At 35.7% G+C, this 21,874-nt stretch carries 17 protein-coding genes and 1 pseudogene; 16 read left to right on the top strand and 2 right to left on the bottom strand.

Going from position 1 to position 21,874, the window contains the following annotated elements; translation table 11 throughout:
* The 15 genes and pseudogenes from Q0507_RS08805 to Q0507_RS08735 form a co-directional block, all read left to right on the top strand.
* Nucleotides 1-324 (top strand): annotated as a pseudogene (locus Q0507_RS08805) (exonuclease); the annotation flags it as partial.
* Between the two features lie 72 nt (nucleotides 325-396).
* Nucleotides 397-1,788: an aminopeptidase gene (locus tag Q0507_RS08800; protein WP_298715154.1), complete on the top strand. Its 1,392-nt coding sequence runs from the start codon at nucleotides 397-399 to the stop codon at nucleotides 1,786-1,788.
* A gap of 50 nt (nucleotides 1,789-1,838) precedes the next feature.
* Nucleotides 1,839-2,216, top strand: a complete 378-nt coding sequence (locus tag Q0507_RS08795; protein WP_004692986.1) for a hypothetical protein — start codon at nucleotides 1,839-1,841, stop codon at nucleotides 2,214-2,216.
* Nucleotides 2,217-2,347: 131 nt separating this feature from the next.
* The gene (locus Q0507_RS08790; RefSeq protein ID WP_004692987.1) at nucleotides 2,348-3,325 is read left to right on the top strand and encodes an ABC transporter substrate-binding protein; all 978 of its coding nucleotides are present in this window, start codon (nucleotides 2,348-2,350) and stop codon (nucleotides 3,323-3,325) included.
* 24 nt (nucleotides 3,326-3,349) lie between these two features.
* Complete coding sequence (locus tag Q0507_RS08785) at nucleotides 3,350-4,330, top strand: ABC transporter substrate-binding protein (protein ID WP_298715145.1); 981 nt, start codon at nucleotides 3,350-3,352, stop codon at nucleotides 4,328-4,330.
* Nucleotides 4,331-4,341: 11 nt separating this feature from the next.
* Nucleotides 4,342-5,214 carry an ABC transporter permease gene (locus Q0507_RS08780; RefSeq protein ID WP_004697183.1) on the top strand — a complete coding sequence of 291 codons (873 nt, stop codon included), beginning with the start codon at nucleotides 4,342-4,344 and terminating at the stop codon, nucleotides 5,212-5,214.
* 10 nt (nucleotides 5,215-5,224) lie between these two features.
* Nucleotides 5,225-6,022: an ABC transporter ATP-binding protein gene (locus tag Q0507_RS08775; RefSeq protein WP_295815116.1), complete on the top strand. Its 798-nt coding sequence runs from the start codon at nucleotides 5,225-5,227 to the stop codon at nucleotides 6,020-6,022.
* Nucleotides 6,023-6,193: 171 nt separating this feature from the next.
* Entirely contained in the window at nucleotides 6,194-6,460 is a 267-nt protein-coding gene (gene rpsO, locus Q0507_RS08770) for a 30S ribosomal protein S15 (RefSeq protein ID WP_004692991.1), read from the top strand.
* A 111-nt stretch (nucleotides 6,461-6,571) separates the two neighbouring features.
* On the top strand, nucleotides 6,572-8,641 hold the full coding sequence (locus tag Q0507_RS08765; protein ID WP_118091510.1) for a polyribonucleotide nucleotidyltransferase: 2,070 nt from the start codon (nucleotides 6,572-6,574) through the stop codon (nucleotides 8,639-8,641).
* A 10-nt stretch (nucleotides 8,642-8,651) separates the two neighbouring features.
* A complete protein-coding gene (gene dut / locus Q0507_RS08760; RefSeq protein WP_060918820.1) occupies nucleotides 8,652-9,101 on the top strand; it encodes a dUTP diphosphatase in 450 nt (149 codons plus the stop codon).
* 536 nt (nucleotides 9,102-9,637) lie between these two features.
* On the top strand, nucleotides 9,638-10,849 hold the full coding sequence (locus tag Q0507_RS08755; RefSeq protein WP_298715140.1) for an AAA family ATPase: 1,212 nt from the start codon (nucleotides 9,638-9,640) through the stop codon (nucleotides 10,847-10,849).
* Nucleotides 10,842-11,594, top strand: coding sequence for a retron system putative HNH endonuclease (locus Q0507_RS08750; RefSeq protein WP_298715138.1), 753 nt, complete (start codon nucleotides 10,842-10,844; stop codon nucleotides 11,592-11,594). The genes Q0507_RS08755 and Q0507_RS08750 overlap by 8 nt, the downstream gene beginning before the upstream one ends.
* 1,007 nt (nucleotides 11,595-12,601) lie before the next feature.
* Nucleotides 12,602-14,227: a class I SAM-dependent methyltransferase gene (locus tag Q0507_RS08745; protein WP_298715136.1), complete on the top strand. Its 1,626-nt coding sequence runs from the start codon at nucleotides 12,602-12,604 to the stop codon at nucleotides 14,225-14,227.
* Between the two features lie 8 nt (nucleotides 14,228-14,235).
* A complete protein-coding gene (locus Q0507_RS08740) occupies nucleotides 14,236-14,769 on the top strand; it encodes an NUDIX hydrolase (RefSeq protein ID WP_118091512.1) in 534 nt (177 codons plus the stop codon).
* A gap of 130 nt (nucleotides 14,770-14,899) precedes the next feature.
* Nucleotides 14,900-16,072 carry a phosphopentomutase gene (locus Q0507_RS08735; RefSeq protein WP_298715134.1) on the top strand — a complete coding sequence of 391 codons (1,173 nt, stop codon included), beginning with the start codon at nucleotides 14,900-14,902 and terminating at the stop codon, nucleotides 16,070-16,072.
* Between the two features lie 295 nt (nucleotides 16,073-16,367).
* Here the strand turns inward: Q0507_RS08735 and Q0507_RS08730 are convergent, their stop codons facing one another.
* Together Q0507_RS08730 and rpsT are read right to left on the bottom strand one after the other, a co-directional pair.
* Nucleotides 16,368-18,572: an RNA ligase gene (locus tag Q0507_RS08730; protein ID WP_298715132.1), complete on the bottom strand. Its 2,205-nt coding sequence runs from the start codon at nucleotides 18,570-18,572 to the stop codon at nucleotides 16,368-16,370.
* Between the two features lie 146 nt (nucleotides 18,573-18,718).
* Nucleotides 18,719-18,979 carry a 30S ribosomal protein S20 gene (rpsT, locus tag Q0507_RS08725; RefSeq protein WP_004692998.1) on the bottom strand — a complete coding sequence of 87 codons (261 nt, stop codon included), beginning with the start codon at nucleotides 18,977-18,979 and terminating at the stop codon, nucleotides 18,719-18,721.
* Nucleotides 18,980-19,246: 267 nt separating this feature from the next.
* Between rpsT and polA the strand changes: the two genes are divergently transcribed.
* Nucleotides 19,247-21,868 (top strand): DNA polymerase I, encoded by a 2,622-nt coding sequence (gene polA / locus Q0507_RS08720; protein ID WP_298715130.1) that lies wholly within the window; start codon nucleotides 19,247-19,249, stop codon nucleotides 21,866-21,868.
* Nucleotides 21,869-21,874: the final 6 nt, after the last annotated feature.

Genomic DNA, 21,874 nt, shown 5'->3' with positions numbered 1-21,874 from the left:
ATTGTTCATGATAGAAGAGTACGTATGTCCTTCTGTCCATACTGTCAAACCCGTTTAGAAATGACAAGACCTGAACGATTACAAGGGGATAAGCACTTAGCCATCGGAGCGTGTTCTAAACATGGCGATTTTGCGGTGCAACTTAAAGTTGGAAAATATACGATTAAGTCCGGTAGTTGTAAATTCTACGTTACAAAGGTATTGACCCATTGTACGGATGAAATTCGTTCGCTATATACTCAAAAGTCTGAAATCAATCGCGAAAAAGAGCGAAAATATTTAGAATATCGCAAGGCGGAACTTGAAAAGGACCGCCAAAAATAATTTTGTAAACTTAGGTTCATCACTCTAAGCTGTACTAAATATTAGAGTGTGAATTTTTAGAAAGGATAGATTATGGAACGTAAATATGCATGGCATAATTATGATGATGCCACTATGGAAAAGGTATATGCTTTAAGTGATACATATCGTCAATTTTTAGATAATGGTAAAACAGAACGTGAATGCGTTGTGCAAGCCGTAGAATTTGCAGAAGCAAAGGGCTACGTAAATCTAAATGACGTCATTAAGAGCAATACGCCAATCAAGGCAGGTGATAAGATTTATTACACTTATATGGATAAATCTATTGCCCTGTTTAATATTGGTACTGATGATATCGAGTTGGGCATGAATATCTTGGGGGCTCATATTGACTCTCCACGTATTGACGTAAAACAAAATCCTCAATACGAAGATAGCAATCTTTTATTTTGGGACACTCACTATTATGGTGGTATTAAAAAGTATCACTGGGTTGCAATGCCACTTGCCATTCATGGTGTTGTGGTAAAAACAGATGGAACTCGTATCAATATTAATATTGGCGATAAAGAAACTGATCCTGTATTTTGTATTACTGACTTGTTGCCTCATTTAGGTCAAGAGCAAATGCAAAAGAATGCAGCTAAAGTAATTGAAGGGGAAGCTCTTGATTTACTCATCGGTAGCCGTCCAGTTAAAGACGAAGAAAAAGAAGGGGTTACTAAATTTATTAATAGCCTGCTTGAAAAAGAGTATGGGTTTATAGAACGCGACTTACTGTCTGCAGAATTAGAAATTGTACCAGCTGGTAAAGCACGTGATATGGGCTTTGATCGTTCCATGATAATGGCGTATGGTCAAGATGACCGCGTGTGTGCCTACACATCCTTGGTAGCAATGCTTGAAGTGGATTCTGTAAAGCGCACTACTTGTTGTTTACTCGTCGATAAAGAGGAAATTGGTTCTGTAGGTGCTACGGGCATGCAATCTCGTTTCTTTGAAAATGCAGTAGCTGAAATTTTAACACTTATGGGTAAACCTAACTCGGTGAGCGTGCGCCGTACGTTGGAAAAATCCCGTATGTTGTCCTCCGATGTAAGTGCAGGCTATGATCCACTCTATGCGTCTGCATATGAAAAGAAAAATGCTTCTTACCTTGGTATGGGTGTAGTATTCAATAAATTTACTGGCTCTCGTGGTAAAGCTGGTTCTAACGATGCCAATGCTGAGTACATGGGCTTTATCCGCCGTGTAATGGAGTCTAATAACGTAACTTATCAAACTGCTGAACTTGGCAAGGTAGACCTCGGTGGCGGCGGTACGATTGCGTACATCATGGCCCTTTATGGTATGAATGTCATCGATTGTGGTGTAGCCGTACTTAGCATGCATGCTCCTTGGGAGGTTACATCTAAGGCTGATATTTACGAGGCTAAACAATGTTATGTGGCGTTCTTAAATGCAGCTGATGAATCAATCTAAGATAATGGGGCTTTCACCAATGGTGAAAGTCCATTCTATGTGAGGTGTATATGAAGCAAACAGAATTAGGCGCAGCTATAGAGTCTGCGAAAGGAGAGGCTACAGAGGTCAAGACTGTAAAGGTAGATATCTTTGACATCCCTGAAACGAAGGTTGAAGAATATATTGCTAATCGTGAAGAGGTAGCAAAAGCAGCAGCGCAGGTTATGAGACCATACTGTGTTACTGTAAAACGTGAAACCTTAGATCCTGAAGAAGGGGAAGCAGTGGTTGGTTACTATGTAACGGGTGAAATTCTAATGTGCGTCATCTTGGACCCATTTGAAGTGCCTGTTATGAAGGTAGCTCTCGATAAAGGGACTCTTAAGGACTATATTTTAGCAGCTAATGATTTAACAGAAGACATGTTAGCGTCTCTTGAAAAGTAAGAGGATTTCATATCTTAATGTGTTCTATAAATGGACAAATGTAGAATACTTTAATCTGCTACATTGATGTAGTAGATAAATTTGTTTATAATAAAAGTATTATAATCTTTGCAGATAGGAAGGAAATCCCCATGAACTTGAAAAAAGGTATTGCTTTGGCGCTCACAGCGACAGCATTGTTGGCGTTTACAGGCTGTGGCTCAAATGGAACTACATCGAATGGTGAATACAAAGTTGGTGTTGTACAACTGGTAGAGCATCCTGCATTAGATGCGGCAAATAAAGGTTTTGTTGATGCGCTAAAAGAAAAAGGTTTGGCAGAAAAGATTACTTTTGATCAACAAAATGCGCAAGCAGATCAATCTAATTTGAATAGTATTGCACAGCGTTTCGTATCCGATCGGAAAAACTTGATTTTAGCAATTGCTACGCCAGCGGCTCAATCCATGGCGAATGCAACTCATGATATTCCAATTTTAGGTACAGCTATTACTGATTACGAGGCAGCTAAACTTGTTAAATCCAATCAAAAACCTGGTGGTAATGTGTCTGGTACATCCGACATGAATCCAGTAGAGCAACAAGTAGATTTAATTTTACAAGTAATGCCAAATGCGAAAACAATTGGCACTATTTATAGCTCTAGCGAAGTAAATTCTCAAATTCAAGTGGAGAAGATGAAAGCTTATGCAGCTACAAAAGGCATTAAAGTTGAAGAAGTTACAGTTTCCAATGTAAACGATATTCAACAAGCGGCACAAAACCTCGTATCTCAACGTGTAGATGCTGTATATGTACCAACAGATAATGTTGTAGCTTCTGCTATGAGCAATCTCGTAGCTATTACCGACCCAGCAAAAATTCCTGTATTTGGCGGTGAAGATAACCACGTAAAAGGTGGAGCCGTTATGTCCTTGTCTGTAGATTACTACAAGCTTGGTTACCAAACAGGCTTGATGGCAGCAAAAATTTTAACTGGCGAAGCTAAAGTTGAAGACATGCCTATCGAAATGCAGAAAGAATTTAAATTAGTTGTGGGGAAAGATAAATTAGAAAAATTGGGCATCACCTTACCAGAGGATTTGATGAACAAGGCGACTATGATTTAATACATAACTGGTAAGGAGTTATACATGAACTGGAAAAAAAGTATTGCAGTGGCACTTAGTGCCATTGCTGTTATGGCAATGGTAGCCGGTTGTGGTTCTAATACCGCAACTAATGACCAAAAGAAAATTGGTGTTATTCAATTAGTAGAACATCCATCCCTTGATGCTGCTAATAAGGGCTTCGTAGATGCTTTAGCGGCTAAAGGTTATAAAGATGGTCAAAATATTAAAATTGACCAACAAAATGCACAGGCTGACCAATCTAATTTGAACAGCATTGCACAACGCTTCGTATCTGATAAAAAAGATTTAGTATTAGCTATTGCAACACCTGCGGCTCAGACGATGGCAAATGCTTCTCATGACATGCCAATCATGGGTACAGCTATTACAGACTACGTGACAGCTAAACTCGTTCAATCTAATGAACGCCCTGGTGGTAATGTATCTGGTACATCCGACATGACACCTGTTGAAAAAGAGGTTGATCTTATCATAGCATTAGTACCGAACGTAAAGCGTATTGGTGCCATTTATACATCCTCTGAAATCAACTCCCAATTACAAGTTGAAAAAATGAAAGCCTATGCTGCTACAAAAGGTATTACTGTCGTAGAGGCAACTGTTTCCAACGTAAATGATATTCAACAAGCAGCTACAAATCTTGTAAACCAAGATGTGCAAGCTATTTATACACCAACAGATAATGTATTAGCATCTGCTATGGCTAACTTGGCACAAATTACAGATGCTGCTAAAATCCCGGTATTTGCTGCTGACGAAGGCATGACAATGACTGGTGGCGTAGCAACATATTCTGTTGATTACTATCAATTGGGTTACCAAACAGGTTTAATGGCTGCAAAAGTTCTAGCTGGTGAAGCAAAAATTGCAGACTTAGCTATTGAGACACAAAAAGAGATTAAGTTAACTGTTAACGAAGAACGTGCTAAAAAATTGGGAATCACGATTCCTGAAGCTCTTCGTAAAGACATGAAACAATAGAGGAGATTTTAATGTTAGATTTAGTGGTAGGCACCATAACCACAGGCCTTTTATGGTCTTTGTTAGCGGTCGGCGTATTCATAACCTTCCGTGTATTAGATGTGGCTGACTTAACTGTGGAAGGTACGTTCCCAATGGGGGCGGCCATTTCCGCTATTTTAATTACAAGTGGTATGAATCCAATCCTTTCCATTTTACTTGCCGGTGTGGGTGGTATGATAGCAGGTGCTGTAACAGGCTGGATTCATACAAAATTGAAAATTCCTGCATTATTGGCCGGTATTTTGACAATGATTGCATTGTACTCTGTAAACCTTCACATCATGGGCAAAGCTAATGTATCTTTGCTTCGAATGGATACAATTTATACGATTCTTGGTGGATTTTTCCACACGCCGAATATGTGGTCTGCAGCCATCGTAGGTATTATCGTTGCTGTAGTTGTATGTTTGCTTTTATTTTGGTTCTTCGGTACCGAAATTGGTACAGCCTTACGTGCTACAGGTGTTAACCCTCAAATGATTCGCGCTCAAGGCGTAAATACTGATAATATGATCGTTCTTGGCCTTTTGATTTCCAATGGCTTTGTTGGTATGTCTGGGGCTCTTATCGGTCAATTCCAAGGCTTTGCTGATGTAGGCATGGGTATTGGTACCATCGTTATTGGTTTGGCTTCTGTAATCATTGGTGAAGTAGTATTTGGTACGAAATCCTTCGTACGCAGTCTCATCGCTGTAGTACTTGGTTCTATAGTATATCGTATCGTTATTGCTGCCGTTCTCTACATGGGTATGCCACCAAATGATTTGAAATTATTCACTGCAATTCTTGTTGCCATCGCGCTTTCCCTACCTACATTGAAAGCAAAATGGTTGGCTCGTTAAGGAGGACACTATGTTAGAAGTAAAAAATATGGTAAAAACCTTCTTTAAGGGCACAATTAATGAAAAGACTGCATTACAAGGCATCAACCTTCGTCTAGAAGAGGGTGATTTTTGTACTGTAATTGGTGGTAATGGTGCTGGTAAAAGTACTTTGCTAAACTCCATCGCTGGTGTATTTCCAGTAGATGAAGGATCCATTACAATTAATGAGATTGATGTGACAAAAATGCCAGAATACAAACGTGCTAAATACATTGGTCGTGTATTCCAAGACCCTATGGTTGGTACTGCTGGTAATATGCAAATCGAGGAAAACTTGATTCTTGCTATGCGCCGTGGTAAAAGCTTAGGTCTTAAATGGGCTTTCAAAGATAGTGAACAAGCATTTTTCAAGGAACGTCTTGCATTATTAGGCTTGGGCCTTGAAGATCGTTTATCTGCTCGTATGGGCCTACTATCTGGTGGTCAACGTCAATCCATTACATTGTTAATGGCTACCATGCTTCGTCCAGAACTCTTATTATTGGATGAACATACTGCAGCACTTGACCCTAAGACTGCAGAAAATGTGTTGCAACTAACAGATAAACTCGTTGCAGAACATAATCTAACAACTCTTATGATTACCCATAATATGCGTGATGCATTGCGCTTTGGTAATCGCCTTATCATGATGGACGCTGGTCGAATCATCTATGATGTAAAAGGGGACGAAAAGAAACAATTAACAGTTGCTGACTTACTTCAAAAGTTTGAGGTAGCTGGTGAAAATGCACTGAGCGACCGTATGGTGCTAGGTGCTAAATAATAGAACGAAGTTGTAATCCATCTTTTGTTCAATTACTGTATTTTTGCTTTACAAGATAGGGCAGATACTGTATACTAAATTAGGTCGTAAGACATATCGTAAGCGAAGTATTCGATTCTCCAACGGTTACTTAAGCTTATCGGGATTATAATTTTTTAGGAGGTAACATTAATGTTAACTACAGAAGCTAAATTAGCAGTAATTAAAGAATACGCTACTCATGAAGGTGACACTGGTTCCCCAGAAGTACAAGTTGCGATTTTGACAAGTCGTATTCAATACTTAACAGAACACTTGAAAGAGCACAAAAAAGACCATCATTCCCGTCGTGGTTTGTTGAAATTGGTTGGTCAACGCCGTAACATGCTTGACTACCTTCGTCGTAAAGATATCGAACGTTATCGTTCTCTTATCGAACGCCTTGGTCTTCGTAAATAATAAAATTAGCCGTCCTTTAGGACGGCTTTTTTATTTTGAATTGGCTATTTAGCTTTAATTGATATATAATTAGAAGGTATACATATAAGAAGATTTTTAGGAGGAATAGGAATGGAACAATTCCAAATGGACCTAGCTGGTCGTACGCTTACGATTGAGACTGGGGAACTTGCAAAACAAGCTGGCGGTGCTGTAATGGTTGGCTATGGTGATACTCGTGTACTCGTTACTGCTACAGGCTCTAAAGAGGCGAAGGACATCGATTTCTTCCCACTTACAGTAGACTATGAAGAAAAAATGTATGCGGTTGGTCGTTTACCAGGGGGCTTCATTAAACGTGAAGCGCGTCCACCTGAGTCTGCGATCTTGAATAGCCGTTTGATTGACCGTCCTATTCGTCCATTATTTGATAAAGGTGTACGAAACGAAGTACACGTAGTAGCAACAGTTATGTCTGTGGACCAAGATTGTGATCCAGCCATTTGTGGTATGATTGGCGCTTCCGCCGCATTGTCTATTTCTGATGTTCCTTGGAATGGTCCTATTGCAGGCGTTCGTATGGGACGTATCAATGGTGAATTTGTTGTAAATCCAACGAAAGCACAATTAGAAGAAACAGATCTTAATATCGTTGTGGCTGGTACTAAAGATGCTATCCTCATGGTTGAAGGTGGCGCTGAAGAAGTACCGGAAGATATCATTCTTGAAGTTATCATGGCAGCTCACGAAGAAATCAAAAAAATCGTAGCATTCCAAGAAGATATGACTGCAAAAGTAGGCAAGGAAAAACGCGTATTTGAATGTAAAGATGTTCCTGTTGAAATCAGTGATGCAGTTCGTGCCTATGGTCATGATAAACTTGATGCTGCAGTTCGTTGTGCAGATAAACAACAACGCGATGCACAAGAAAGCGAAGTACGTTCAGATGTATTAGCTCACTTTGAAGAAATCTACCCAGATAACTTGGCTGATGTAAATAAAGCATTTGATGCAATGACAAAAGAAATCGTGCGTCATATGATTACTGTTGAAAAAATCCGTCCAGATGGTCGTCAACTTGATGAAGTTCGTCCAATCTCTTGCCGTACAGGCGTATTACCTCGTACACATGGCTCTGGCTTGTTTACACGTGGCCAAACTCAAGTGTTGAATGTCACAACAGTAGCGCCTTTATCCGAAAAACAAACCATCGATGGTCTTGGTGTTGAAACTGAAAAACGTTATATCCATCATTATAATTTCCCATCTTTCTCGGTAGGGGAGACTCGTTCTTCCCGTGGCCCTGGGCGTCGTGAAATCGGTCATGGTGCATTGGCTGAACGCGCGTTGGTGCCTGTGATTCCGAGCGAGGCAGACTTCCCATATGCGTTGCGTTTAGTATCTGAAGTATTGGAATCGAATGGTTCTAGTTCCATGGCTTCCGTATGTGGTTCTACATTATCTTTGATGGATGCTGGTGTACCTATTAAAGCTCCTGTAGCAGGTATTGCTATGGGTCTTGTAACTCAAGGGGAACATTATACAATTTTAACTGACATTCAAGGCATGGAAGATGCTCTTGGAGATATGGACTTTAAAGTTGCTGGTACAGCTAAAGGCGTAACAGCAATTCAAATGGATATCAAGATTTCCGGATTATCCCGTGAAATCCTTCAAGAAGCATTAGAACAAGCTCACAAAGGCCGCATGCATATCATGGGTATCATGCTTGATACAATTGCTGAACCACGTCAAGAAATGTCTCAATACGCTCCACGTATAATTACAATGAAAATTGATCCTGATAAGATCCGTGACGTAATCGGTTCTGGCGGTAAAGTAATCCGCAGTATCATCGAAGAAACAGGCGCTAAAATTGACATCGAAGATGATGGTACAGTATTTATCGCTTCTGTAGAACAAGAAGGGGCTGCGAAAGCTCAAGAAATCATCACTAACCTTACTAAAGAGGTTGAAGTAGGTGAAGTATACCTTGGTAAAGTAACTCGTTTAATGGCCTTTGGCGCATTCGTAGAGGTATTACCAGGCAAAGAAGGTCTTGTACATATTTCCAAACTTGCAAAAGAACGCGTTGAAAATGTAGAAGACGTAGTAAGTGTAGGGGATGAAATCATGGTAAAAGTTATCGAGATTGATAAACAAGGCCGTGTAAACTTGTCCCGTAAAGATTGTTTAAAATAAGAGGTGTTACATGGATATTCGTGGCTTTGAAGTAGTTTCTGCTTTTGAAGAACAAGATATCAACTTACCAACACGTAAAACAACTGAAAGTGCAGGTTATGATATTGAATGTGCTGAAGCTGTTACTTTAGAACCTGGTCAAGTGGTTTTGGTGCCAACGGGTATTAAAGCTTTCATGGCATACGATGAATATCTTGCCATTCACATTCGTTCTAGCATGGCTATTAAACGACATCTGGCACTTGTGAATAGTACAGGTATCATTGATAGTGATTACTACAACAATGAGGATAATGAAGGTCATATTATGATTGCCCTTCTTAACTTTGGCAAAGAAACAGTTACCCTTGATAAAGGCGAACGCGTTGCTCAAGGTATATTCTCTAAATACCTTATTACAAACGATGATGATGCCACAGGTGTAAGAACTGGTGGCATTGGAAGCACAGGGACTATGTAAATAATATATGGTTTTGTATAAATTAGTAAAAACCGCTCAACTTTGTTGGGCGGTTTTTATATATAAAAAGTATTATATTCAATAAAATTTTGCTATTAGCTATAAGACGTATTGTTAGATTAACTTTTAAATGTTAGTGAACAATAAATGAAGTAGTGATATAATTAACTCAGAATATATTTATTTCTCTATAAAATAAATAATTAAGAGATAATATATATAACAAAAGTAATAAAGAAACGTGGTAATATTATTAAAGTGAATTAGTAACTGATAATAAAATATGACGATTTAATAGTAAATTGTGCAAGAATATAATATGGAAAAAGATAATCATTTATATGATAAAATACTAGGAAAAATAAATACTAGCTCATATTTATGAAAAAGAACGTAATTAAGGTTTGTCATTGTTTATTTTATATTATAGAAGAATCATTTTGAAAATTTTATTGAGTCTTAAGTTATAAAAATCGTTAGAATTGATGTTAATTTTTTTAAATCTATTTTCCTATAGTATAGATAAAGGGGTATATATGAAATTAAAGAAATTAGAATTAAAAAATATTGGTGGAATAAAGCATATATCGTTAGATTTTAATAGTCATATAAATATTATTTGTGGAAAGAATGGTATAGGTAAAAGTACAATTCTTAAATCTATTTTGTCTTCTATTCCGTCTACAAAAACAAGAGTTAAACCTAACGTAGATTCTGATGGTGGAGAAATCATTTTTATATATGATGAATTAAAGACATTTACTGTTAATATTTCGAATAAATCACCTGCAGACTATGATTATATTAATAACGAAAATAAATTTTATATACCGGGAGAAATTATTTTTTTTGATACTGAACGAAATATAGACTATAAAAAGTTAACACAAATTCAATTAGAGTCACAATTATTATATTCAAGAAAGAATTCTGAGAGAGGACATGAATTTAGCTTAGGAGTTAAGCTAGATAATATAAAAGATTGGTTTTTAATGTTAGCACTTCATGCCGAATCAAAAAATGTACATTTGTCATCATATCAATTTAATTATTTTAATGTTGCTATTTCTGCGTTAAAGATGTTGAGCTCAGGTGAGCTAGAATATGATTATATTGATTATAGTACAAATGAGATTTTATTAAAAGATATTCATTATAATAATCCAATTGTTTTTGAATATTTATCTAGTGGCTATAAAAGTTGTATTTATATAATTTGGGGCATTATAAAAGAAATAAAAGAACGGTTTGACAATAGACTAAATCACTCTGATCATGGAAAACATAATATTAAAGAGTTTGATGGGATAATAATTATTGATGAAATTGACTTACATTTACATCCTGTTTGGCAAGGTAAAATTATAGGAATATTAAGTGAGCTTTTTCCACATGCACAATTTATTATATCTACTCATAGTCCTTCTATTTTACAAAATTTAAGTAAATCTGCGATAATTCCTTTATCATCTGATGATAAAGGAATTATAACAGTTAATTCATTAGATTTGAGTGAATATGGATTACAAGGCTGGACTTTTGAGGAAATTCTATTATATGTCATGGGGAATGATAAAACTGAATCTGACTTATATGTAAATTATATAGAGGACTTTATTAAATTCGTTAAAAATAGGGATAAAGTTAAAGCGCAGAAGTGCTATTCTGAGTTAAAAAAAATGCTACATCCATCAAATCCCCAATTAGCTTTGCTAGAATATCAGCTTAAAGGAGTTCTTGATGATTAAACTTGTTAGACCAACTAAGCCTAGACAACTTGATGAAGAAACTATTAGTTCATTAACACAAAGATTTATTGATAATCCTAATGATTCTGTATGGAATCAGCCATATATAAAAGAAGCGCTAATGATATCTTCACATGAGAAATGCTGTTATTGTGAATGTAAAAGTGATAAGGGGGATCTTCACATTGAACACTTTCATCCTAAGAGTTTATATCCTAATGAAGTTGTTTGCTGGGAAAATTTATTACTTTCTTGTTCTAAATGTAATCGTGCTAAAGGTACTTTGGATACAGTTACCAATAGGTTAGTTAATCCATATGATGATGATCCAAAAGAATATATAGGTATAGATAAAGATTATATACTTAGAGGTATTGATAAAAATGGAATTGGAGAATTTTTTATAAATAGTATTTATAAAAATGGATATATATTTAAATTATCTTTAAATTATCATACTATTTATACTCCATTTCAAATTGATCTCGAGGAATTATATAAAATTTATAAAATAAAAGATATAGGAAGGAATGCAGATTCACTTGTCTCTAAATTATGTAATATATTAGAAATGGTACAATCTAATAAGCCTTATAGTGCGGCATTATCAGCTTTAGTCATAAATAACCCTAGTTTCATTTATTTAAAAACTAAGATTGAAAATTCACTTTCTGATGACTTAATTTCTGATTTTAAATTTCTTTATAATGAGGCAGTAAAAAATGCTTTAAAGTATTTAACCTAGGTATCTTTTGTTAATTATGACTTTGATATAATATTTTATTATTTATGGTAGGATTAATTGTTATATTATTTTTTTATAATGTAGAATAATTATTTCAAGAAATATGAATAATTATTCTTGCATATAAATATAGATGGATTACTTTACATATAATGTTTGTATGTGTGTATCACATAAATACCAACTATAAATTATGAGAAATAAATAGATTAAAATGGTAGATTTGTAAGATGATAACTAGTGAATTATCTTTAAAACTTTCTGTGGCATTATTATAATATATATGAATTATAAGGTGCGTATTATGGTAAATAGCAAAGAAATACAAAAATCTAATGAGATAAAGTTTTTAGTTAAATAAAGCTATTTGTATTATAGTTGATAAAAATAGTAATTAATATATTATGACTTGAGTTTATTTAGTATCTTATTTAATGGTTATTGTAGTTATTACTAAAGATAATAAAATTGTTATATTAGGTTAATTTGGTATGCCTTGTATTAGTATTTAAAATTCTAGCAGGACGACGTAAGTTTAACAAGGGGTTAATAAGTGTATAAAACAGAAAGTATTGAGTAAATTGGTTGCTGTTTAAATTAATAGATTCTACTATATAATTATAATTACTATCCTATACTTCATATAATGATAGTATAGGAGAATCTATTTAAACGAATTATCCTATTATTTTGTGATTTTTTGGTATTATTAATGTTATAGATTCTTGTACTGAAATCGTGAAGTATCTAGAGGCTAAAAATATCAAAATTGTTAAGCCTATCATATATATCATCTGATTATTTTTTATTTCTAATCACAAAGGGATTATTTTTTTGTAAGTTATATAGTATCTGCAATTATTTATTTTAGTTGCAGATATATGGCGTCTTATTTTTAAGATTGTACTTTTAATTATAAATTTATTATGGTAAATCTTGTTGAAATTGCTATTCTTTAAAATACTACTATATTATAGTTCTTGTACTAGAAACATTCGGGAGGCTTTATGAAACAGGAGTCTAAACAAAATAAGAACGTAGGTACATCAGTTACGGGGAATGACATTGAGACTACACAAAATACCATGCACGTATTGGATGAGAATAAGGTACTTAAAAAGAGTTATGAAGATGTAGTATATATTTCTCAACCCTTTGGGGCGACCTCGTTGAACACTTTAGCGGCACGAGCTTTGTTATTTGGATTAAATCCCGTGCCTTTAAAAAAGGCTCGTGTCCTTGAGCTTGGATGTTCTTTTGGTGGGAACATTATTTCTCAAGCTTTATATTATCCTGAAGCGTCTTTTACGGGCATCGATTTATCATCTTCCCAGATTAAGATGGGAAATGAACTGATTACGTCGATGGGACTTACCAATATACATTTGATTGAGAAGGATATTCTAGATATTGATGAATCGTTCGGCACTTTTGACTATATTATTGTACATGGTATTTGGTCCTGGGTTCCAGATGTGGTAAAAGATAAAATTCTATCTATCTGCAATAAGAATTTATCCGACAACGGTATAGCTTATGTATCGTATAATACGTATCCTGGATGGAAACGATTAGAGCAGTATCGAGAAATCATGCAATATGCAGAGCAAAAAGAGTTAGAGATGCCGTTGATGGAACGAACTCTATATACGAAGAATATATTGAAGCTCGTAGCTGATACGATGGGGTTGGATAATCGGATAAGTCAAAAAGCGAGCTATAAAATTGATAACATCCAAAATGTGTTAAGCTCTAACGATTATTATGTGGCTCATGAATATTTAGAGCCTTTTAATGATCCTGTATATATACATGAATTTATAAAACGTGCCAATGATCAAGGTTGTGTATATATTGGGGATGTATTTCTTTCACGATCTTTTATAAGTTGGCTACCAGAGGATATTCACGATAATATAGCTCAATTGGCAAATGATGATTATATTGCAAAAGAGCAATATTATGATTACATTTATGATACGCAGTTTAGAATGTCCCTATTAACGAAAGAGAAACATAGTAAAAAGATTGTTCGCAATGAACGAGTTAGTATAGATGTATTATCAAAATTATATTATTGCAGCGTTGTTAATACAGGTATTCCTTCCAATATGACGGATAGTATCCATATTGCTATTAAAGAGGTTATGGATCGGGGTGATATATTTACTGTTCAGGATATAGTAGATCATATACATAGAAAGCTACCTGGTTATACTATAGAAATGGACAGAGTTTATTCTCGTTTACTATATTTAATCATTGTAGATAATCTTGATATGTATGCCGAACCATATGAAAGAGTTGCTTTTGAAGATAATAAGGTGTATATACCTCAACGTTTTATAGATTTTATTTCTACTATAGTAGAAAAGGAAGGCAGCTCCTATATTGGTATAGGCGACATGTACAATAAAGTACAACAAGATATAGATAATGGATTTCTTTTTGTAATAAAGCAAATGGTGGAGCCTACAACAAGAGAAAAGATTCTTGCTATTATGGATGACAATATTACAGTTCAGCGTCATACGCGGGATAATATTGATTTTATTGTTCCTAATAAAGTGTACTTAGAGGAAATTTTACAACGTATAAGAAGGCTCGGGTTTTTACATAAAATTGAAGATTAGAGGTATATATGGCAATTAGTAAGGAAATACAGAAGTCTAGTGAAGTGAAATTTGATGGTAAATTGATTCAAGTTACCTATGATATTGCCGATGTAAATGGTAAAGATGCCTGGCGTGAAGTGGTGCATCATCCTGGAGCTACAGCAATTGTGGCGGTAACAGAGGATAATAAGATCGTTATGGAACGTCAATTTAGATATGCTTTGCAGCAGCCATTACTTGAGGTACCTGCAGGAAAACTAGATCCAAATGAAGAACCCATTGTTTGTGCTAAACGGGAGCTTGCTGAGGAAACAGGCTATCGTGCAGCTCAATGGATCTCACTAGGGACTATTGCTACGAGTCCTGGTTTCTGCAATGAAGTATTACATTTATATCTTGCTAAGGAGCTTACCATGGGGGAAACTAATTGGGATCCTGATGAATATGTAGAGTTAGAATACTACACATTGCCAGAACTATTGGAGGCTATCAAGAATGAGACTATTAAGGATAGCAAATCTTTGGCGGCCCTTATGCTTGCTATGCCATATCTTAAGTAAGTTTTAGAAATTTTATCTTTCAATATATTATGTATTTTATTAATTCATATTGATGATTTTAACTGTAATATGTTACAAAGTATTTTTACATTATATGAGTAACTAATCTCATATAGATTTAGGAGTACATATGTATAATCGAATTATTCTACTAGTAATGGATAGTGTCGGTATAGGGCATGCAGCCGATGCGATTAAATTCGGCGATGAAGGTTCGAATACATTAGGACATATCGAAGCTGTAGCAGGACCTATTCGCTGTCCAAATTTAAAATCCATAGGTTTAGCTAATATTGCCGATATTTCAGCGTTTGATGAGCCTGTTATTGGTGCTTATGGTCGTATGGCTGAAACGAGTTCCGGCAAAGATACGACAAGTGGTCATTGGGAGATGATGGGGCATCCTGTAACGGTACCATTTCCGACATTTTATGAAGGATTTCCGAAGGAACTGATGGATACTTTCACAAAAGAAACGGGATATGGATTTCTTGGTAATGAGGTAGCCTCTGGAACAGAAATTATTGAACGCCTCGGAGAAGAACATATAAGAACAGGTAAGCCAATCGTTTATACATCGGCGGATTCTGTCTTTCAAATTGCTGCTCATGAGGATATCATTCCTTTAGAAGAGTTGTATCGCATGTGTCAAATTACACGCGATAAGGTATGTGTCGGTGATTATTATGTGGGGCGCATCATAGCTCGGCCTTTTGTTGGTACACCAGGGCATTTTGTACGTACTTCAAATCGTCATGACTATAGTCGCATGCCTGAAAAGAAAATGGTGCAACAAGAGTTACAAGACGCAAACATTTCGACAGTGGCAGTTGGCAAAATCGGCGATATTTATGCTCATGTTGGCTGGGATGCATCATATCCGACAAAGTCTAACGCGCATGGTATGAACGTAGTTCCTTATCTATTGGGGCAAAGCTTTGCACGGGGGTTCATGATGGTCAACCTTGTTGAATTTGATAGTCTGTACGGTCATCGGCGTAATGTAGAAGGGTATAAGCGTGCTATTGAAGACTTTGATTACCAATTAGGTGGTTTGTTGGACTTGCTTAAAGATGACGATTTACTTCTCATCACCGCAGATCATGGGAATGATCCGACTTGGAAAGGTACAGATCATACGAGAGAAATGGTGCCTTTGCTAGCTTATAGTCCAAGTATGAGTCATTCAGTAGCTTTGGGTGATAGACATAGTTTTGCAGATATAGGGGAAACCATATTGCAAAACTTTGGATTGAAACAATGGGGGATTGGGACTTCATTTCTTAATTCTTTGAAAGTGTAGCTTTGTATAGAAACTATTTCTTATATATAATTGAATATAATCTTATAATACTGTTATCAAAAAATTGTATGGATAATTTGTTATAATTAAATTCATTTATTTTGTTCTTTTTCATACCTACTAAATTATATACCAATGGAATGTGTACTTTGGGCCATTTTTCCTTAAAAAAATACAGAAAAAATAGCTATTAGTTGATTATATATAATCAACTAATAGCTATTTTTAGTAGCAAGGGACTATTTGGTTATAGTCCCTTTTGCTTTTATCCTTAAAACAGGATGAGTTTATTTAATTATAGCAAGCCTTGATTTTCCATCATATCTTTAATATCAACTATGGTAGACTTACATACCACATCATAGTCTAATGAACCAAGGAAGTCTGCAAATTTAGTGTCATCTTCATTTTTACAGTTTCCATATGGAATTTTACCAAATTTTTGATATGGCTCTAGAATGCGATTTCGTCTGTGCTTCCACGTATTATAATAAGGACCTTTGAATTTAGTCATAAAACCATTGCTATCGACTAATACAAAGCCTTCAGATTTATGGAATGAATTTAGCTCCTCATTTATGATGGCTTGAAGCTCATCCATGGTAGAAACTTGTTGAACTGTTTTAACAATGGAAATCAAGTCAGTGTCATATTTTTGTAAAATCGTATAAAGTTCAGCTAATTTTTCTCTAGAGAATGGGACATCTATATGCTTACCATTTACGTCTAGAGTATTTTGAATCATATCGAGTACATAGAGATGGTCTTGGTCGTATTTAATGATATGAGTATCCTCTTGGCTGATGACCTCAAATATCATAGAGCAGTTATTACGTGCTAATAAATCTTTGATTTCTACTTGTAAGCCTTCAGGTAATCTATGGAAGAGGTTTTTAAATAAATCCACATGTATACCCTCTGTTGTAGATTTAGAGGCAAATACTAATTCTTCGTTGATAACGCCAAGAATGGCAAGGTAACCATTTTCTTTAGTTCTAATTTCAACTGGGAAGGAGAGAATATTAGCTAGATTATCTAACTCTGTTTCTGGGCGCTCACCAAGATTAAAGAATTTATTATAACTACGTAATTTCACATCTCCTGTAATTCGATCCACAAATAATCCACGAGCTTGTACTGTACTTTCATTCCATAATCGTTTATGAAATACACGAGAGGTAAAGTTCAAGGAATATAGGTTAGGGAAACATTGTTTTACTTTTACTAATTTTGAATTGCCAATAATATTAATATCTTCATTTTGTGTGAAGATGACATGTTGTGTCATATTTTGGAATTCATGGCGCATATAATCTTTATCATATACATCGTTTTTAATTCCATTTTTTGTGAAAGTATTAGCTGTGATATCAATGTATTTTAGTTCTCCACCAAACTCAACTTCTCCTTCCAAACAGAAGGAGTACTTTCCATCTGGAACGCCACGATGACCGTGAATTTGAATGAAGTTCTGACACATGTTTTGCTCGTAATTAGTATCATAGATATTAGCGATATTTGTTTCGTAAGCTCCAAATCCATTAATAAAGGTTGAGGTAGCTATGAAGGTCATATTAGGCACATAGGAGATACCACCATGGGAAACTAAATATTTTTTGCCATGAAAGCTAAATGGATAACATTGACGAAGTGATTTATAAAAGAGTCGCAGTTCTCGTTGGAGTGATTCCACTTCATTTTTCGTCATATCCTTTACGATAGGTGCTACCACATCTTTCATAAAGCGTTTGGAACGATCTAAATTTGTATGGAATGCAAAGTTTGCAATATGTCGCTCGTGATTGCCTTCTAACATAATTGTATTAGACAATGTGCTGAGACGCATCATTTCGTACATCATTTCTTTATTTTCAATACCGCGTTCTAAATAGTCACCGCAGAAGATGTATAATGTTTTTTCATCCCATGGTGTAATAGCTTGTTGTAATGCGGTGTAGCAACCGTGAATATCACCGATAACACGCACACGATCATATCTATTTGTTAGATTAACCGTGAAGTAATTGTTGATTTCATCAATAGAGTTAATTTTTTTACAAAACTTTGGTAATGTACTTGTTTTAATCATTTTGTACATACGATGAATAACTTGCTCTGGCACGCGTTTGTAATCGGCGCGAGCCGCATTACGGGCTAAGCAATCCTCTAAGGATGTATCTGGTTCATAGTAATATACAGTATATTTATATTTGTTAAGCAATTCTTTGTAAGCATTAACAGCTTTAGATGTAGTGTGGGTAGCATCTAAGACGACAAAGTCGCCATTGCTCATTCGTTTTTCTAAACAATCTAGTAGGAGCTTCCATGCGGGACCATTATCCTCTTGTGAAATATACCAGCCGTTCTCACTAAGGGAAGGGCTACGTAAAAGCATACGGAAATGATCGGCTTCAAGGGTGTAAGCCTCAAGATTGTTATCACGAATCCACTGAGACTTACCACTAGCAGGAGCACCACGCATTAATAATAGTGTTCTCATAGTAATAGTCCTCTAATCTGCCCATAGGGCGTAAAAAAATATAATTGTATAATAAACGAAAAATTATTTTATAATTAAATAAGAAAAGGGCATAAAAAAAACAGTCTCAACGGATATCCGAGAGACTGTCTTGCTTGCTTTTAAAATTATAAAGCGTTTACTTTAGCTGCAAGGTTAGATTTTTTGCGAGCTGCAGTGTTTTTATGAAGTACACCTTTGGAGGCTGCTTTATCAATTACGCTAGTAGCATGAACAAGTGCTTGTTTTGCTTCTTCTACTGCGCCTGCTTGAACAGCTTCAACGGTTTTACGAGCTGCTGTACGAATTTGAGATTTTACAGCGGCGTTTTTCGCACGACGTTCAGCATCCGTTTTTACGCTTCTAATACTGGATTTAATGTTTGGCAATTGAGTCACCTCCTTAAAAATCGTTTCTTATACCTGAATGATTATATCATACCAAATATTGATACGCAAGGACTTTTCAGCCCAATATTTTCCTTAATGACATGATTTGTAAAACATTTTCTACTGTTTATTAAGGAAAGCATATATGTGGTTTTTAAAATCAAATTACTTACTCATTTTCTAGTGTAACAATATATTAATTTTTATTTATGAAAGTTAAAAGGGTCCTTATGTTATAATGAAGAATAGAATTAAGTGAGGTGTATTATGAAAAAATTAATGATTATAGATGGCAGCAGTTTGTTATTCCGTGCATTTTTTGCATTACCACCATTAAAATCCGCTTTGGGAACACCAACCAATGCAGTATATGGTTTCTTGACAATGCTCATTAAATTGTATGAAGAAATTAATCCTGACTATATTGCCGTAGCTTTTGATAAAGGTCGTCAAACATTCCGTACTGAAATGTATAGTGAATACAAAGGAAATCGTCCAGATGCACCTGAGGATTTGCGTCCACAATTTAGTTTAATTCAAGATGTATTAAAAGCATTGGGCATTTGTGTCATCGAAGAAGAAGGTTTTGAAGGGGATGATATCCTTGGATCCTTGAGTAAAAAGTTTGGAGCCCCTGAGATGGCTGTCCAAATTATTACAGGTGACCGCGATAATTTACAGCTTGTAACAGAACATAGCCATGTGTTCTTAACTAAAAAAGGTATTTCTGACATGTTAGAAGTTACTCTAGATAATATGGAGGAACTTTATGGTTATGGTCCTGATAAGGTTATCGAAATGAAGGCGCTTATGGGAGACTCTTCTGATAATATTCCAGGTGTACCAGGCGTAGGTGAGAAAACAGCGCTTAAATTAATTACCGAATATGGCAATCTTGAATCTGTATACGAACATATTGAAGATATTTCGGGGAAGAAATTAAAAGAGCGACTCGTAGAAAATAAAGAGTTAGCCTTCTTATCTCGTGAGTTGGCAACAATCAAAACAGATATGGAGTTATCTTATAAAGTAGAAGATTTTGTACAAAACTTCCATACTTCTGAAGTACAGCCTTTATTTGAAACTTTAGGCTTTACTAAATTAACACCTCGTATTGCTCAAGTAATGGGGGGCGAGGAAGCAGCTTTTGGAGATCTAGGCTCTTTATTTGCACCACAAGAGGAGATTTCCTTAGATGATTTAGTAGATGCTAAAGCATTAACAGCCGACTTCTATAAAGATAAGACGGTAGCAGTACATGTTATATTAGATGGAAAAACACCATTTAGAACGGTAACGAATATGTATCTATCTAATGGTGATACTATTGTAAAAACAGATGATACTAAAGCTGTTTTAGCTGTTTTACAAGGTGCTAAAGTCATTGTTACAACTCAAACTAAGGAGATTATCGAAGCCTTTGGTGCAGATGTGCCTGCTGAGATCTCTTTGTTTAATGCTGATAAAACTGTTCGTGTTCACGATATGTCTCTCATTGCGTATTTATTAGATCCTACACGTACTAATTATGGATATCTTTATCTAACTGAGCGTTTCTCTGTACCTAGCATTGCTAGCGGTAGTGTAGATGTAGAATGCGTATCCATGGTGAAAGCATTACTCGCCATGAACGAAGTAGCTTGTGAATCTGCACGTCGTGAGGAGTTATGGTCTTTATATGAAACGATTGAGTTGCCTTTGATTCATACTTTAGTAGTGATGGAGAAGAATGGTATCTATATCGATACAGAGAAGTTGGCGGAAACAACGGCTCGCTTTAAAGAGGAACTAGCTCAAGTACAACAAGAGATTTATGAACTAGCCGGAGAAACTTTCAATATTAATTCACCTAAACAATTGGGTGTAATCTTGTTTGAAAAGATGAACTTGCCAATCATTAAGAAAACTAAGACCGGCTATTCTACAGATGCGGAAGTACTGGATATGCTTCGTCACGAAAGTCCGATTGTTGAAAAAATCTTGGCATACCGTTCTGTTGCTAAATTAGTATCTACCTATTGCGAAGGTTTGGCAGTTCTTATTAATGATAAGACTCGTCGTATTCATACGACTTTCAATCAAATGGTTACGGCTACAGGTCGACTTAGCTCATCTGATCCGAACTTGCAAAATATTCCTGTTCGTACTGAAAAAGGCCGTGAAATTCGTGCCTTATTCTATCCGGGTGCTGGATATGATACATTGGTGAGTGCCGATTACTCCCAAATTGAGTTGCGCATTTTAGCCCATTTATCTGGCGATGAAGCATTGATTAAAGCCTTCGTAGAAGGCAAGGATATTCACCGTTTTACTGCGGCAGAGGTGCTTGGTAAAGCTCAAGATGATGTAACTAGCGAAGAACGCTCCCATGCAAAGGCTATTAACTTCGGTATTATTTACGGTATTTCTGACTTTGGTTTATCTCGTGACCTTGGTATTACACGTGGTGAAGCTAAAAACTATATTGAACTTTATTTTAGCCGTTATCCTAAGGTTAAAGAATATATGGATCGAATGGTTCAAGAGGCTCATGAAACAGGAAAGGTTCGCACTATGTTTGGTCGTCAACGCGAGTTACCTGATATTAATAGTCGTAACTTTAACCGTCGTTCCTTTGCTGAACGAACCGCAATGAATACGCCAATTCAAGGTACTGCTGCAGATATTATTAAGTTAGCCATGAACCAAGTGGAGCAAAAATTAGAAGAACAAAACTTTAAGTCTCGACTTTTATTACAAGTACATGACGAACTAGTACTTGAAGTGGTTAACTCTGAATTAGAAGCTATAGAAGAATTATTACGTAGTACAATGCAATCTGTTGTAGAGCTACAAGTACCTCTTATTGTAGACGTACATCATGCAGAAAACTGGGCATTAGTAAAGTAATATATA

This window comes from uncultured Veillonella sp. (genome assembly GCF_938010505.1).
Lineage (GTDB): Bacteria > Bacillota > Negativicutes > Veillonellales > Veillonellaceae > Veillonella.
Note: the sequence above shows the minus strand (reverse complement) of the source record. Positions and strands in the feature narration are given on the sequence as shown.